The organism is Kibdelosporangium banguiense, from assembly GCF_017876405.1.
In the GTDB taxonomy this organism is placed as follows: Bacteria; Actinomycetota; Actinomycetes; order Mycobacteriales; family Pseudonocardiaceae; genus Kibdelosporangium; species Kibdelosporangium banguiense.
The window spans coordinates 8,024,912-8,041,937 of sequence record NZ_JAGINW010000001.1 but is presented as its reverse complement, the minus strand read 5'-3'; the positions used below and the strand labels follow the sequence as shown (position 1 = coordinate 8,041,937).

Here is a 17,026-nt window from a genome sequence, read left to right as displayed (position 1 = left end):
TCCTGACCGGCTCAGCGAATTCCCAGGTCGTTGTCCACCAGGTCGAACAGCTCGTCGTCGGTGGCGGTATCGAGCGCACCGGCCGAGTCGTCGCTGTCGAGGGTGGCCAGTAGTGCACGCAGGCGGACCGTCACCGCCTGGCGGGCGGCCTCGTCGTCGGTCATCGCCCGCAGACCGGCCTCCAGCCGGTCCAGCTCGTCGATCGGGGACCACGGCGCCTGATCGCCCACCAGCTCGGTGTGCAACCGCCGGGCCAGATCGACCGGCGTCGGGTGGTCGAACAGCAGGGTGGCAGGCAGCCGGACACCGGTCGCGGCCGCCAGCCGGTTGCGTAGTTCCACGGCGGTCAACGAATCGAAGCCGGCGTCCATGAAGCCCCGCGTCGTGTCGACCATGTCCGGGCGGGGATGGCCGAGTGTGGCCGCGGTGTGTGCCCGGACCAGGTCCAGCACGGTGCGATGCTGGTCGGCCTCGGGCAGTTCGGCCAGGCGTTCGGGCAGACCGGCCTCGATCCGGACCGGGGCCTTCGCGGCGACCAGGCCACGCAACAGGCCGGGAACCTGTTCGGCGCGTGCGACGTCCAGCTTGATCGGCACGAGCACCGGTTCGTCGGCGGCACAGGCGGCATCGAACAGCGCGAGTCCTTCGCCCGGGGACAACGGGCGGACGCCCGACCTTGCGAACCGCGCCATGTCGGCTTCGCCGAGGCCGCCGGTCAGTCCGTTGCGAGGTGCCCACCAGCCCCACGCGAGGGACACCGCAGGCAGGCCTGCAGCTCTGCGGTGCCTGGCCAGCGCGTCGAGGAATCCGTTCGCGGCGGCGTAACTGCCCTGTCCCGGTGTGCCGAACACTCCGGCCGCGGAGGAAAACAGCACGAATTGGGCCAGATCCAGGTGCTCAGTCAGTTCGTGCAAGTGCCAGGCAGCATCCGCCTTCGGCGCCAGCACCGCGCCGACACGTTGCGGGGTGAGCGAGCCGATGATCCCGTCGTCGACGACACCTGCCGCGTGCACCACGCCTCGCAGAGGGAATTCCGCGGGAACGTCGTCGAGGACACGCTTGAGCGCTGCCTTGTCCGACACATCGCAGGCGGCCACTGTCACCAGCGCACCCGCTGTTTCCAGCTCCGCCACAAGACCAGCGTCGTTCCCGCGCCGGCTGACGAGGACCAGACTGCGGATTCCATGCTCTGCCACCAGATGACGCGCCACGAGACCGCCCAGCACGCCCGTGCCGCCAGTGATGAGCACGGTGCCGTCGGCGTCCCACACCGGTGCCTGGTGTTGTCCGGTAACACGTGCCAGGCGGGGAACACGGACTTCGCCTCCGCGTACCTGGCATTCGGCCTCGCCCGCGGCGAGCGCCGCCAGCAAGGCGCGCACTGGCAACTCCGCGTCGTGCAACGTGATCAGGGCGAAACGGTCCGGTTGCTCGGCGGATGCCGACCGCACCAGGCCCTGCACCGCGGCACCGGTCAGGGATGAGCCATCGACGACGACTGCCAGCCGCGAGGCGGTGAACCGGCCGTCGGTCAACCATTCCTGCAACACCGCGAGAACCTCGACCGTATCGGCCGTGTCCTGGATCATCAGGAACACCGTCGCCGGGACATCCTGCAGCTCTTGTAGATCAGCGACGACTGTGTGCGAGCCTTCGGGCTCCGACCTGGGCGCCGCGACCCAGTCGAGACGGAACAAAGAGTCATGTGGCGTAGCCGAACGCAGGGCCAGCGCATCCACCGACGCCACCGCAATCCCTCGCTCATCGGCGAGGTGAACCGACACAGTGTCGTCGTCCAGCCAGGAAATCCGAACTCGCAGCGTGGACGTACCGGCCGCGTGCAGCGACACACCGCTGTAGGAGAACGGCAGCGCGAGCTTGCTACGACCCGCGCCCATCACATGCAAGGCGGCATCGAGCAACGCCGGGTGCAGCCGGAACCGGCCCGCTTCGGCGCGAAGCCCATCGGGAAGCACGGCCTCGGCGTAAAGCTCGGTACCCGACCGGTATGCCGACCGCAGTCCACGGAACGCGGGGCCGTACTCGTAGCCCAACTCGGTCAGCTTCTCGTACAGGCCAGGCACTTCGATCGATTCCGCGTCCACGGGTGGCCACGGCATCGGGTCGCCGCCGGTCGGTGTCGTTTCGGCAAGCAGGCCGGAGGCGTGTCTGGTCCAGGACGCGTCGGTCGAGGACCGTGAGTAGATCCGGATCGGCCGTCGGCCTACGGAATCCGGGGCATCCACCGCGAGCTGGACAGTACGGACGTCCTCGCCGGGCAGCGCCAAGGGCGCCTCGAAGGCCAGCTCGACCACCTGGCCGCAGCCGACCTGGTCACCCGCCCACAGTGCAAGGTCGAGGAACGCGGTGCCCGGCAACAGAACGGTGTCTCCCACGGCGTGATCTGCCAGCCATGGCGACCGGTTGAGGGAGAGCTGCCCGGTGAACACCGTGGCATCCGTGTCGGCCAGGACGGTCGCGGAACTGATGAAGGGGTGATCGGCGAGGCTCACGTCGATGTCGTCGGCATTCAGCCAGTGGCGTCGCCGCTGGAACGCGTAGGTGGGCAGGTCCACGCGCTGGGCCTGCAGACCGGCGAACGCAGGTCGCCAGTCCACGTCGACACCCTGCACGTATGCCTCGCCGACCGAGGTCAGCAACCGCTTGAGCCCGCCGTCTTCGCGGCGCAGCGAGCCGATGACAACAGCGTCCTCGGCGGTGTCCTGGATGCTCATGGTCAGCACCGGATGCGGACTCATCTCCAGGAACACGTTATGTCCGCTGGCTGCCAGCGTCCGCACCGTCTCTTCGAACCGCACAGTCCGACGCAGGTTCTGATACCAGTACTCGGCATCGAGCGCGTCGGTCACCTCACCAGTCACCGTGGAAAAGAACGGAATAGTCCCCGCCTGCGGCGTGATCTCGCCCAACGCGTCGAGAATCTTGTCACGCGCACACTCCACATGCGCAGAATGCGACGCGAAATCCGCCGCGATCCGTTTACCTCGAACACCTGCTGTCCCAAGGAATTCATCCATCGCGGCAGCATCGCCGGACACCACCACCGACGCCGGGCCGTTGACCGCGGCTATCGACAGACGATCCGCCCACGGCAACAACAACTCCTGAACCCGCTCCACCGGCTCAAGCGCCGATGCCATAGCACCCTTACCGGACAGCTCTTCCGCAATCACGCGGCTACGACTCACAACCATCCGCGCGCCATCCTCCAACGACAACACACCAGCCACACACGCAGCCGCAATCTCACCCTGAGAATGACCCACAACCACATCAGGCTCCACACCAAAAGACCGCCACAACCCCGCCAAAGACACCATCACCGCCCACAGTGCAGGCTGCACCACATCAACACACCCACTGCTCAAACCGTCACGCAACGACCAGCCGACCCACGGCCTCAACGCGACATCACACCGATCCATCCACTCCCCGAACACCACCGACGACTCCCACAACTCCACCGCCATACCCACCCACTGCGAACCCTGACCAGGAAACACAAACACCGTCTTGCCCAACGGCCGCGCAACACCTTCGACCGCGCCAGCGCCCACCCGGTCCAGCCCTGCGACACCGTCCAGCACCACCGCGCGATGCTCCAGAGCGGCACGGCCGGTCACCAGAGAATGTCCGACATCGACAGTCGACTCAGGACGCTCGGTCAACGAAACAGCAAGCTTCCTCGCCTGGTCCCGCAATGCGACACTGGATCGTGCGGACAGGACCCACGGCACGGCATCCGCGCCAACGTGCCGATCGCCGGGCGCCTCCGGCGGTATCTCCTCAATGATCACGTGTGCGTTCGTCCCGCCCACCCCGAAGGACGAAACCCCAGCCCGCCGAGCCCGACCAGCAGCAGGCCAAGCCACCGCCTCCCGCGCCAGCTCCACCGATCCCACCGACCAGTCCACAAAGGAGGATGGCTCGTCGATGTGCAGACTCCGCGGCACCACACCATGCCGCATCGCCAGCACCATCTTCATCACGCCGGCCATACCCGCAGCAGCCTGCGTATGCCCGATGTTCGACTTCACCGACCCCAACAACAGCGGCACAGACCGGTTCTGCCCATAGGTCGCCAGAACAGCTTGTGCCTCAATCGGATCGCCCAAGCGGGTCCCGGTCCCGTGCCCTTCGACCACGTCCACATCCGCGGGCGTGAAACCAGCGCTGGCCAGAGCCTGACGGATCACCTGCTGCTGGGCGACGCCGCTCGGCGCTGTCAGACCGTTCGATGCGCCGTCCTGGTTCACCGCACTCCCCCGCACCACAGCGAGGACCGGGTGGCCGTTGCGCCGGGCCTCCGACAGCGGCTCAACGAGCAGCACGCCCGCGCCCTCACTCCAGCCGGTGCCATCGGCGGCCGAGGCGAACGGCTTGCAACGACCATCGACGGCGATTCCACCGAGGCGGCTGAACTCGACGAACGCACCGGGGTTGGCCATCACGGTGACGCCACCGACCAACGCCTGCGTGCATTCCCCCTGCCGCAGCGCCTGGCAGGCCAGGTGCAACGCCACCAACGAGGAGGAACAGCCCGTGTCTATCGTGACCGCCTGCCCTGCCAGCCCGAACGTGTAGGCGATCCGGCCGGAGACCACGCTGCCGGTGCTGCCGGTGGCCAGGTAACCCTCGAAGTCCGCGGGCGCCTCGTGCATCCGCGGCCCGTAGTCCTGGGCCAGGGCACCGACGAACACGCCGACGCGGCTGCCCCGGACCGAACCGGGATCGATGCCCGCCCGTTCGAACGCCTCCCAGGAGCACTCCAGCAGCAACCGCTGCTGCGGGTCCATGGCGGCGGCCTCCCGTGGCGAGATACCGAAGAAGTCTGCGTCGAACTCGGCGGCGTCGTAGAGGAAACCGCCGGACTCGGTCACAGTCCGGTCCGCTGACAGCCGCCATCCCCGGTCGGCCGGGAAGCCTGAGATCGCGTCCACCTCGTCGGCCACCAGCCGCCAGAGGTCGTCCGCTGACTGGACACCGCCCGGGAACCGGCAGCTCATCGCCACGATCGCGATCGGTTCGTCGACCGCTCCCGCCGGTGTCTCCGGCGCGGGCCGCGCCGTGGGTACCGCCTCGGCGAGCAGATAGTCGGTGAGTGCGGCGGCGCTGGGGTGGTCGAACACGATCGTCGTGGGCAGGTTGAGACCCGTGGCGCTGGTCAGCCGGTTGCGGAGCTCGACCGCGGTGACCGAGTCGAGGCCCAATTCCTTGAACGCCCGCCGGTCGTCCACCCCGTCACCGGACGCCATCCCCAGCACGGCCGCGACGTGTGCGCGCACGGTGGTGAGCACCGTGCGTCGTTGCTCGGCCTCGGTCAGCCCGGCGAGCTGCCGGGCCAGGTCCGTCTCCACCATCGGCTGGTCGTCCGTGAAGACCTCGGCCAACAGCGGACGTGCCCGTGAGACGGCGTAGGCAGGCCCGAACCTGGACCAGTCGATGTCCGCCACGACCAGGCACGTCTCGTCCTCGGCGACCGCCTCGCGCAGAGCTCGTACTGCGGTCGCCGGGTCCATCTTGGACAAACCGAGAGCCTGGAACCGTTCGCCCGCAACACCCCGCGCCATGCCGTCGCCCGACCAGCTGCCCCACGCGATCGACGTGGCCCGGCCGCTGAGGGCGCGGCGTTGTTGCGCCAGAGCGTCCAGGTAGGCGTTCGCGGCTCCGTACGCGCCCTGACCGCCGCCGCCCCACACGCCAGCACCGGAGGAGAAGAGCACGAACGCGTCCAGCGTGTCATAGTCGAGCAGGGCGTCGAGGTGAGCCGCGCCCAGGACCTTCGCTCGCAGCACATCCGCGAGGTCGTCCGGGCTCATGTCGGTGAGCGGCGTGGCGTGCTGACCGATTCCCGCGGCGTGGACCACGGCCGTCAGCTGCGGCAGGGACGTGACCAGTTCCCGTACAGCGGTGTAGTCCGCCACGTCGCAAGCCACCACCGTCACCTGAACGCCCAGACCGTCGAGTTCGGTCGTGAGGTCAACCGCGCCCGGCGCTTCCGGTCCACGACGACTGACCAGAACGAGGTGCTCGGCGCCGTCATGGGCCAGCGACCGCGCCACATGCGCGCCGAGCCCACCCGTTCCGCCGGTGATCAGGACGGTTCCCCGCGGCTGCCAGACGTGTTCCGGCTGTCGGTCGCGTGCTGCACGCACGAGCCGTCGCGCGTAGGTCCCCTCGGCGCGGACAGCGACTTGATCTTCCTTGCCCGCGAACACCGCAGCCAGCTTGCCGATGACCTGGTCATCCACGACGGCCGGCACATCCACCAAGCCACCCCAGTGGTCCGGGTGCTCAAGCCCTGCGGCCAGCCCCAGCCCCCATATCTGGGCCTGCACTGGGTTCACCACAACGTCTTGTGATGCCGCAGCGACCGCGCCCGAGGTCAGCAGCCACAGCGACGCGTCGACGTCGGCCAGCGCCCGGATGAGAGCCAACGTCGAATGCAGGCCCCGAGTCGCGGCTGGCTGGTCCCGCTCGTCCAGCGCGAGCAACGACAGCACCCCGGCCGGCTCTGATTGCCTCAACCTGTCGTCCAGCTGGCTGAGCACGACTGGCTCCACCGCCATGCCCAGTCGTTCCAAGCCGGTGAGAACGGGTTCGTAACCGACGATCCCCTCGGGGACCACCGCCAGCCACTGCCCGGATACAACCGACTGAGCCTCAGTCACTGGCTGCCAGTCGATCCGGTACCGCCAGTCGTCCACAGTAGATGAAGTCGGCGCTGCGGTCTCCGGCCAGTAACGCTGATGCTGGAAGGCGTAGGTCGGCAGATCCACGATCTGCGGCCGGTATGCCTCGAAGGTCGGTGACCAGTCGACTGCGACGCCGCGGACGTGGGCCTCGGCCACGGAGGTCAGGAACCGGTCCATGCCGCCGTTGTCGCGCCGCAGTGAGCCGAGCGCGACGGCGTCCTCGGCGATATCCTGGATGCTCATGGTCAGCACCTGATGAGGACTCATCTCCAGGAACACGTTATGTCCGCCGGCTGCCAGCGTCCGCACGGCTTCTTCGAACCGCACAGTCCGACGAAGGTTCTGATACCAATACTCGGCATCCAGCGCGTCTGTCACCTCACCAGTCACCGTGGAAAAGAACGGAATAATCCCCGCCTGCGGCGTGATCTCACCCAACGCATCAAGAATCTTGTCACGCGCACACTCCACCTGCGCCGAGTGCGACGCGTAATCCACCGCGATCCGCTTCCCCCGAACACCTTCGAGCGTAAGGAATTCCTCCATCGCAGTCGCGTCCCCGGACACCACCACCGACGCCGGACCGTTCACCGCGGCGACAGACAACCTCCCGCCCCACGGGGCCAACAACTCCCGCACCCGGTCCACCGGAAGCACAATCGAGGCCATCGCCCCATCACCGGACAGCTGATCCGCGATCACGCGGCTGCGACTCGCGACAATCCGTGCGCCATCCTCCAACGACAACACACCCGCAACACAAGCAGCCGCAATCTCACCCTGCGAATGACCCACCACCACATCAGGCTCGACACCAAAAGACCGCCACAACCCCGCCAAAGACACCATCACAGCCCACAGTGCAGGCTGCACCACATCAACCCCGCCACCACACAAACCATCACGCAACGACCACCCCACCCAAGGCTCCAAAGCAACACCACACCGATCCATCCACTCTCCGAACACCACCGACGACTCCCACAACTCCACCGCCATACCCACCCACTGCGAACCCTGACCAGGAAAGACAAACACGGTCCGGCCAGGTTCCTCGACAACGCCCTCTACCACTGTGCGGCCGGGAATTCCGTTGGCCAATCGGTCGAGCCCGGTCGTCCCGTCGAACACGACAGCCCGATGCGTCAACTGAGCGCGGGTGCGCACCAGCGAGTAGGCCACGTCGGCGGCCGACTCGGGATGTGCCTGCAACTGCGTCAGCAGCCGACCAGCTTGTTCCCGAAGTGCCTCACCTGAGCGAGCCGACAACGCCCAAGGCGCTGTGTCGCAACCGGATCGGTCCGCCATCTCGGCGGCGGCCGGTGGTTGTTCGATGATCACGTGCGCGTTCGTCCCGCTGATCCCGAACGACGAAACTCCAGCGCGCCGAGCCCGGCCCGTCGACGGCCATGCCACCGACTCGCGGGCCAGTTCGACTGATCCCATCGGCCAGTCCACAACAGACGATGGCTCATCGATGTGCAGGCTGGCAGGCACAACACCATGCCGCATCGCCAGCACCATCTTCATCACGCCGGCCATACCCGCAGCAGCCTGCGTATGCCCGATGTTCGACTTCACCGACCCCAACAACAACGGCTCAACCCGGTTCCGTCCGTATACGTCCAGAACAGCCTGTGCCTCAATCGGATCGCCGAGCCGCGTTCCCGTGCCGTGCCCCTCGACCACATCGACATCGCCCGCGGCCAGGCCCGCGTTCGCCAACGCCTGGCTGATCACCCGCTGCTGCGACGGCCCGTTGGGCGCGGTGAGCCCGTTCGACGCACCATCCTGGTTCACCGCACTGCCTGCGACGACCGCCAGCACCCGGTGGCCGTTGCGCCGCGCCTCGGACAACCTCTCCACCACAACAAGACCGACACCCTCGGCCCAACTGGTGCCGTCGGCAGATGAGGCGAACGACTTGCACCGGCCGTCCGCAGCCAACCCGCCCTGCCGCGCGAACTCCTCGAACAGCATCGGCGACGACATCACAGTCACACCGCCGACCAACGCCATCGAACACTCACCGCGACGGATCGAGTCCGCAGCCAGATGCAATGCCACCAAGGAGGAAGAACATGCGGTGTCCACCGACACCGCCGGGCCCTCAGTCCCCAGCACATAGGCGATTCGTCCCGAGACGACGCTGCTCGCCGCGCCCGTCAAGCCATAGTCACCGGGCGACACATAGTCACCGCGCATGACACCGATGAAGATGCCGAGCCCACTTCCCCGTACCGACAACGGATCCACACCGGCCCGCTCCAACGCCTCCCAAGAACACTCCAGCACCAACCGCTGCTGCGGATCCATCCCCAACGCCTCACGCGGCGAAATACCGAAGAACGCCGCGTCGAAGCCCGTCGCACCGGGCACGAACCCGCCTGCGCCGGTCCCGGCCCAGCCTCGGTCAGCGGGGTACGCCGAAACAGCGTCCCGGCCCTCGGCCACCAGATCCCACAGATCCTCAGGTGACAGCACACCGCCCGGGAACCGGCACGCCATGCCCACAAGGACAACCGGATCGTCATCGGAGGCAACCGGTACGGCATGCACGACCGGCGCCGTCGCCTGTTTACCAAGCAGTTGCGCCAGAAGACGGTCGGCGACTGCTTCGGGGGTGGGACTGTCGAAGATCAGGGTGCTCGGCAGCGACACTCCGCACGCGGCAGCGAGCCGGTTGCGTAGCTCGACGCCGGTCAGGGAGTCGAATCCCAGTTCCTTAAAGGCACGCCCAGCCGTCACCGCGTCGGCGGCGGAGTGCCCCAACACGGTTGCGGCATGCGCTCGCACCAGGTCAAGCGCAGCCTGACGCCGTTCAATCTCGGGCAGATCCACGAGCCGCCAACCATCAGTGCGATCGGCTGTGGTCTTGACCATGTCCCGGAGCACGGCAGGCAGGTCCACGGCCCGGAGCGCACGCGGATCGATCCTGGTCGGCGCCACCACTGCCCGGCCAGCACTCAGCGCGGCATCGAACAACTCCAGCCCCAGCCCGGACGGCAGGGGCGTGATCCCCGCACGCGCGAGCCTGCTGCGTTCCAACTCCCCCACACTGGCGGTCATGCCGCTTCGCTGTTCCCACAACCCCCACGTCATCGACACAGCAGGCAGGCCGTGGGCATGCCGATGGGTGGACAGGGCGTCGAGGAAGGCGTTCGCTGCCGCGTAGTTCGCCTGCCCGCCAGTCCCGACCACACCGGCCATCGACGAAAACAGCACGAACGCGGATAGGTCCATGCCACTGGTCAACTCGTGCAGATGCCAGGCCGCATCCGCCTTGGCCGCGAGCACGGTGTCCAGGCGCTCTGGTGTCAAGGACTCGATCAGGCAGTCGTCCAGAACACCCGCCGCGTGCACGACCGCGCTGAGCGGGTGGTCGGCAGGAACGCGCGCCAACAACCGTGCCACCTGATCGCGATCGGAGACGTCACACGCCAGCACGTCGACAATCGCGCCGAGCTCAGTGAGATCCGCGACGAGTTCAGAGGAAGCGTCGATCGTGCGGCTGGCCAGCAGCAGCCGACGTACCCCGTGCGCGGTCACCAAGTGCCGGGCGAGCAAGCTTCCCAGGGTCCCGGTCGCGCCGGTAAGCAGAACCGTGCCGGGACCGCTCAGCCCTGGTCCTGGTTCGGCTGTCATCCGGCGCAGCCTGGGAACCAGGACCACGCCGTCGCGGACCGCCACCTGTGGTTCGCCAATGCCCACCACCTCGGTCAAGTCGCCGATACCGTGCTCGTCCAGGTCGACCAGGACGAAGCGATCGGGGTGCTCGGCCTGCGCCGACCGCACCAGCCCCCACACCGCCGCGTGCGCCAGGTTCGGTTCGGTGCTCGTGGCGTTCGCGGTGACGAGCACCAGTCGTGACTGGTCTGGGTGTTCCCCTGCCAGCCAGTCCTGAATCGCCGTCAGGGTTTCGGCAAGAACCAGGCGTGCTGCCTGGTCCGGCGACAGGCCAGCCGGCTGGGGACAGGCGAACACCTGATGGTCGACCGGCTCAGAAGACACGGTGGACACTGTTGACCAGTCCACTTCATACAAAGACTTACTACGCTGACCTGTCTCGCGCAGAATCAGGGAGTCGATCGACGCGACCGGGGCTCCCTCGGTATCGGTTATCGCCACGGCGAACCCGCCGTCGGCTGCCGGGGTCAGGCGGACTCGTACACTCGTTGCTTCCGTTGGCTGCCAACGTACACCGGTCCAGACGAACGGCAATCGCAGCCCGTCGGTCTCGGCCAACAGCGGATGCAGTGCCGCGTCCACCAATGCCGGGTGCAGCCCGAAACCGGTCAGCTCCGGCCGCAGCTCAACCTCGGCGAACAGTTCGCTGTCCCGCCGCCAGGCCGAACGCAGTCCTTGGAACGCAGGCCCATAGCCAAACCCGGGCTCGGCCAGCACGTCGTATCGGAAGTCCACGGCGGTCGCGCGAGGCGGCGGCCACTCCCCTCCCAGCTGATCAGAAGGCGACGCCGTCGGCGCAAGAGATCCGCTGGCATGACGCTGCCATTCCTGGGCACCCGCCACGCGTGCGTGCATGGTCACGGAACGGCAGCCAGTGTCGTCCAGGGCACCGACAAGAACCTGGATCTGTACTACGTCCTGGGCGCCGAGCATGAGCGGGGCCTCGATCGTCAGCTCCTGGATGGTGCCGCAGTCCATCTGACGGCCGGCCCACACGGCAAGCTCCACGAAACCTGTGCCGGGGAACAACACCGTGTCCGCGATCGAGTGGTCGGCCAGCCATGGCTGTGCCCGCAACGAAATCCGGCCCGTCGACAACGATCCCGCGCTGTCGGCCAACTCGACCGAGGTCTCCAGGATCGGATGCGCCACACCTTTCGACGTCCGTGCGGCCAGCCAGTACTGCTCGTGCTGGAACGCGTACGTGGGCAGGTCGACCAATCGCGGATGGGCACTCGTGAACGCGGGCGACCAGTCCACGGCGACACCCTGCACGTGGGCCTCAGCCACGGAGGTCAGGAATCGCTCCAGGCCACCGTCGTGCCGACGCAGTGAGCCAATGGCGACGGCGTCTTCAGCGATGTCCTGGATGCCCGCGATCAGCGCCGGATGCGGGCTCATCTCCAGGAAGACACCGTGCCCGCTGGTTGCCAGCGTCCGCACCGCCTCTTCGAACCGCACAGTCCGACGAAGGTTCTGATACCAATACTCGGCATCCAGCGCGTCTGTCACCTCACCAGTCACCGTGGAGAAGAACGGAATAGTCCCCGCCTGTGGTGTGATGCCTTCCAGCGCCGTCAGGATCTCGTCCCGCACACATTCCACATGCGCCGAGTGCGACGCATAATCGACCGCGATCCGCTTACCCCGAACACCTTCCAACGCAAGGAACTCATGCATCGCAGCAGCATCCCCGGACACCACCACCGAAGCAGGGCCATTGACCGCAGCGACCGACAGACGATCCACCCATGGCAACAACAACTCTTGGACCCGTTCCACCGGCTGGAGCACCGATGCCATCGCGCCCTGGCCAGAAAGCTCCTCCGCAATCACCCGACTGCGACCCACAACAATCCGCGCGCCATCCTCCAACGACAACACACCAGCCACACACGCCGCCGCGATCTCGCCCTGCGAATGACCCACCACCACATCAGGCTCGACACCAAAAGATCGCCACAGTCCGGCCAGCGACACCATCACGGCCCAGAGCGCGGGCTGCACCACGGCGACCTGGTCCAACTGCCCGCCTCTGAGCACATCGAGCAAAGACCAGTCCACCAACGGATCCAGCGCATCGGCGCACTGGCCGATCCACTCGGCGAAAACCGGTGAGGACGCCGGCAACTCGGCCGCCATGCCCGCCCACTGTGAACCCTGACCAGGGAAGACGAACACCGTCTTGCCCAACGGCCGCACAACACCTGTCACCGCAGTGCCACCGAACACGAACCGATCGAGTCCAGCCACACCGTCGAGCACAACAGCCCTATGTTCCAGGGCGGCCCGACCAGTGGCCAACGAGAGAGCCACGTCGGCAGCCTGTTCGGGACGTTCGCCCAGTCGTGCCGACAATCGTTTGGCCTGTTCCCGCAACGCTTTCTCCGAGCGTGCCGACAACACCCAAGGCATAGGTCCCGTGACAGCGGAATGCTCGACGAGCACCTCGACCGGCGCCTGCTCGAGGACCACGTGCGCGTTGGTACCGCTGATCCCGAACGACGACACACCAGCCCGCCGCGCCCGGTCGGCCGGCGGCCAGGCCACCGCCTCACGGGCAAGCGTCACTCCTCCAGCCGACCAGTCTACAAAGGAGGATGGTTCGCCGATGTGCAGGCTCGCGGGCACGACACCGTGCCGCATCGCCGAGACCGTCTTGATCACACCGGCGATCCCGGCGGCGGCCTGCGTGTGCCCGATGTTCGACTTCACCGACCCCAGCAGCAGCGGTACCGTCCGGTCCTGCCCGTAGGTCGCGACGACCGCTTCGGCCTCGATGGGATCGCCGAGCCGTGTTCCCGTGCCGTGCGCCTCGACGACGTCCACGTCACCGGGTGTGAGACCGGCGTTCGCCATGGCCTGCCGGATCACCCGTTGCTGCGCGCGACCGCTCGGCGCGGTCAGCCCGTTCGACGCACCATCCTGGTTGACCGCACTGCCCGCGACAACCGCCAGCGCTTGGTGCCCGAGCCGTCGAGCGTCGGACAACCGCTCGACCACAAGCAAACCCACACCTTCGGCCCACCCAGTGCCGTCAGCGGTCGCGGCGAACGACTTGCACCGGCCATCAGCAGCCAACCCACCCTGCCGCGCGAACTCCTCGAACAGGTCGGGCGACGACATCACGGTGACGCCACCGGCCAAAGCCATCGAGCACTCGCCGTGCCGCACTGCCTGGGTCGCCAGGTGCAGGGCCACCAACGAAGACGAGCACGCTGTGTCCACCGACACCGCCGGGCCTTCGGCGCCTAGCACGTACGCGACCCGCCCGGACACCACGCTCGCCGCGCCGCCGGTCACCCCGGCACCGTCACCGGCCATTACTCCGACATAAACACCGAGGCCACTTCCCCGCACTGACAACGGATCCACACCGGCCCGCTCCAACGCCTCCCAAGAACACTCCAGCACCAACCGCTGCTGCGGATCCATCCCCAACGCCTCACGCGGCGAGATACCAAAGAACGCCGCGTCGAAGCCGGCCACGTCGTCCACGAACCCGCCGAACCCCGTACCCCAGCCACGCTCGGCGGGAAACTCCGAAATCGCGTCCCGGCCCTCGGCCACCAGATCCCACAGATCCTCAGGTGACAGCACACCGCCCGGGAACCGGCACGCCATGCCCACGATCACCACAGGATCGTCCGCCTGTGCGAGAGACAACTCAGGCGCGCTCTCGATCCGTCCGCCGGTGAGGTGGTCGGCCAGGTCAGCGCATGTGGGGTGGTCGAAGAAGGCCGTCACCTGCAGCGAACGGCCCATGCTGGCAGCGATCCGGTTGCGCAGGTCGACCGCCAGGTGCGAGTCGACGCCGAGTTCGCGGAACGTGCAGTCCACCGCGACCGCCTCGGGCGTTGGAAACCCCAGGACCGCGGCGGTGTGCGCACGCACGAGTTCCAAGGCGTCGCGCGGTGCTTCGCGGACCACGGATACGGGTACGTTCTCGCCCAGCCAGTACCGCTGCCGTTGGAACGGATATGTGGGCAGCGGCACCCGCCGGCCGTCGAACGCACGCTCCCAAGCCGGCTGCACGCCGTTCACGTGGAGCTGGGCGAGCGAGGTCATGACCTGGTCCAGGCTTCCGGCGTCCCGCCGCAGGGAACCGACGGCGAGCACGTCGCCCGCGGTCTCCTGGACCGGCGAGGTGAGCACCGGGTGCGGGCTGACTTCGACGAACACACCGTGATCAGACGCCACCAACGCCCGGACCGCCTGCTCGAACTCCACCCGCTGCCGCAAGTTGCGGTACCAGTAGGACGCGTCCAGCTCGGTGCCCGCCACCGGACCACCGGCGACGGTGGAGACGAAGGTGACGTCCGTGGCCATCGGCCGGATGTCGGCGAGGTCGGTCAGCAGCCGGTCCCGCAACGGTTCCATCAAGGGCGAATGCGAAGCGTGCCGCACGGGAACCCGTCGCAACCGCACACCATCGGCCTCGCACGCGGCTAGAAACTCGTCCATGGCGGCTGGTTCGCCGGAGACGACTGTCGAGTTCGGAGCATTGACCGCGCCGATGGACAAACGGCCGGCCCACTCCGTCAACCGTGGCACGACTTGCGCCGCGGGCAGCGTCACCGCCGCCATCGCGCCCTCGGTGAGCAGGTCACGGAAAGCTCTGGCGCGCAACGCGATCACCTTCGCGGCGTTCTCAAGGGACAACGCTCCGGCGACACAGGCAGCGGCGATCTCGCCCTGGGAATGCCCGACCACGGCGTCCGGTTCGATGCCCAACGACCGCCACAGTGCGGCCAGCGACACCATCATCGCGAACAGGGTCGGCTGGACGACCTCGATGTCGTCGAGCGAACCGATGCCGTGCAGGACATCGAACAGCGAGAAGCCGGTGTACGGCGCCAGCGCCGCAGCACAGGCCTCGATCTGCGCAGCGAAGACCGCGGACGAGTCAAGCAGTTGCTCGGCCATGCCGATCCACTGCGTGCCCTGTCCGGGGAAGACAAAGGCGACCTTGCCCGTCGGCCGGACGATTCCGGTTGTCAGGCCGGGAAACAGTGAGCCGTCCGCGATCGCGGCGAGACCCTCCAGCGTCCGGTCACGGTCCGATGCGATCAGCACCGCGCGGTGTGGGAAGGCCGACCGGGTCGTGGCGGACGACCAAGCAGCGTCCGCCAGGCTCAGTCCGGGATCTGCCGCGATGTGAGCACGCAACCGCTCCGCCTGGTCCCACAACGCCTCCTCGGTGCGAGCCGAGAGCACCCACGGCGCCACCTCACCGCCGGACTGTCCAGGCTGTGGCTGCGTCCATTCCGACAGCACCACGTGACAGTTGGTGCCGCCCATACCGAACGAGCTCACCCCAGCCAGCCTGGGCCGCTGCGTGTCCGGCCACGGCACAGTCGTGTCCTGCACCCGTATCTTCAGCTCTGACAACGGGATGCGCGGGTTCGGGGTGCTGAAGTTCAGGCTCGCGGGAACCTGGCCGTGTTTGATGCCCAGCACCGCCCTGAGCAACCCGGCCATCCCGGCGGCACCTTCGAGGTGGCCGATGTTCGTCTTGGCCGAGCCCACCAGCAACGGCTGCTCAGCGGGACGGCCTTCACCAAGCACGGCACCGAGCGCGGCGGCTTCGATCGGGTCGCCGACCTTGGTGCCGCTTCCGTGCAGCTCCACGTACTGCACGTCAGCAGGTGCCACACCGGCCCGTCGGTAGGCCAGCCGGAGCACTTCCTCCTGTGCCGCCTGTTCCGGCACAGTCAGCCCGGCGCCGCCACCATCGTTGGTGATCGCACTGCCACGGATGACGCAGTGAATCAGGTCGCCGTCGGCCACGGCACGCGCCAACGGCTTGAGCACAACAAGGCCACCGCCTTCGCCGCGCACATAACCATTGGCACGTTCGTCGAACACATGACAACGACCGTCCGGCGAAAGACCACCGAACTCCACGGCGGTCAAAGCACTGTCCAGGCCAAGATTGAGCGTGACGCCGCCAGCGAGCGCAATAGTGCACTCACCGCACATCAGGCTGACGCACGCGGTGTGCACGGCGACAAGCGAAGAAGACTGCGCCGAGTCGACTACAAAACTGGGGCCTCCCAAGCCAAGCGTGTACGAGATCCGGTTGGCGATCATGCCGCGCTGCAGACCGGTCATGCTGTGCGCGCTGAAGCCCTCAGTACGCGACAGGCTCGCGTAGTCCTCACGGATCGCACCGATGAAAACTCCCGCACGGTCAAGCGCACCGGGCACAAGCCCCGCGTCCTCCAACGCCTCCCAGCTCAGTTCCAGCATCAACCGCTGCTGCGGGTCCATCGCGGCGGCCTCACGCGGCGAGATACCGAAGAAGGCGGGATCGAAATCCCCCACCCGGTCAAGAAAACCACCCCGGCGCAACCGCTCGTCGGGCTCTGTGGCAGACCCCCACCGGTCAGCCGGCATCGCCGTCACAGCCTCAGTACCGGTGCGCAGCAGCTCCCAGTACGCGGCCGGGCCCGGCGCCCCAGGCAACCGGCACGACATTCCGATGACCGCGATCTCGTCACTGGTTCCCATGCTCTGCGCCCCCAGCACACCGACGATGGCCGAATTCCGGAAATCCGGGAAATGGTCGCGGAATCACATTTCCAGGATCGAGACAATTCGCACGCTACCGGCGGCCGGGA

General features: G+C 67.3%; 1 protein-coding gene. It reads right to left on the bottom strand.

The window, feature by feature from the left end; translation table 11 throughout:
• Nucleotides 1–11: 11 nt before the first annotated feature.
• Nucleotides 12–16,916 (bottom strand): type I polyketide synthase, encoded by a 16,905-nt coding sequence (locus tag JOF56_RS36815; protein ID WP_209644045.1) that lies wholly within the window; start codon nucleotides 16,914–16,916, stop codon nucleotides 12–14.
• Nucleotides 16,917–17,026: the final 110 nt, after the last annotated feature.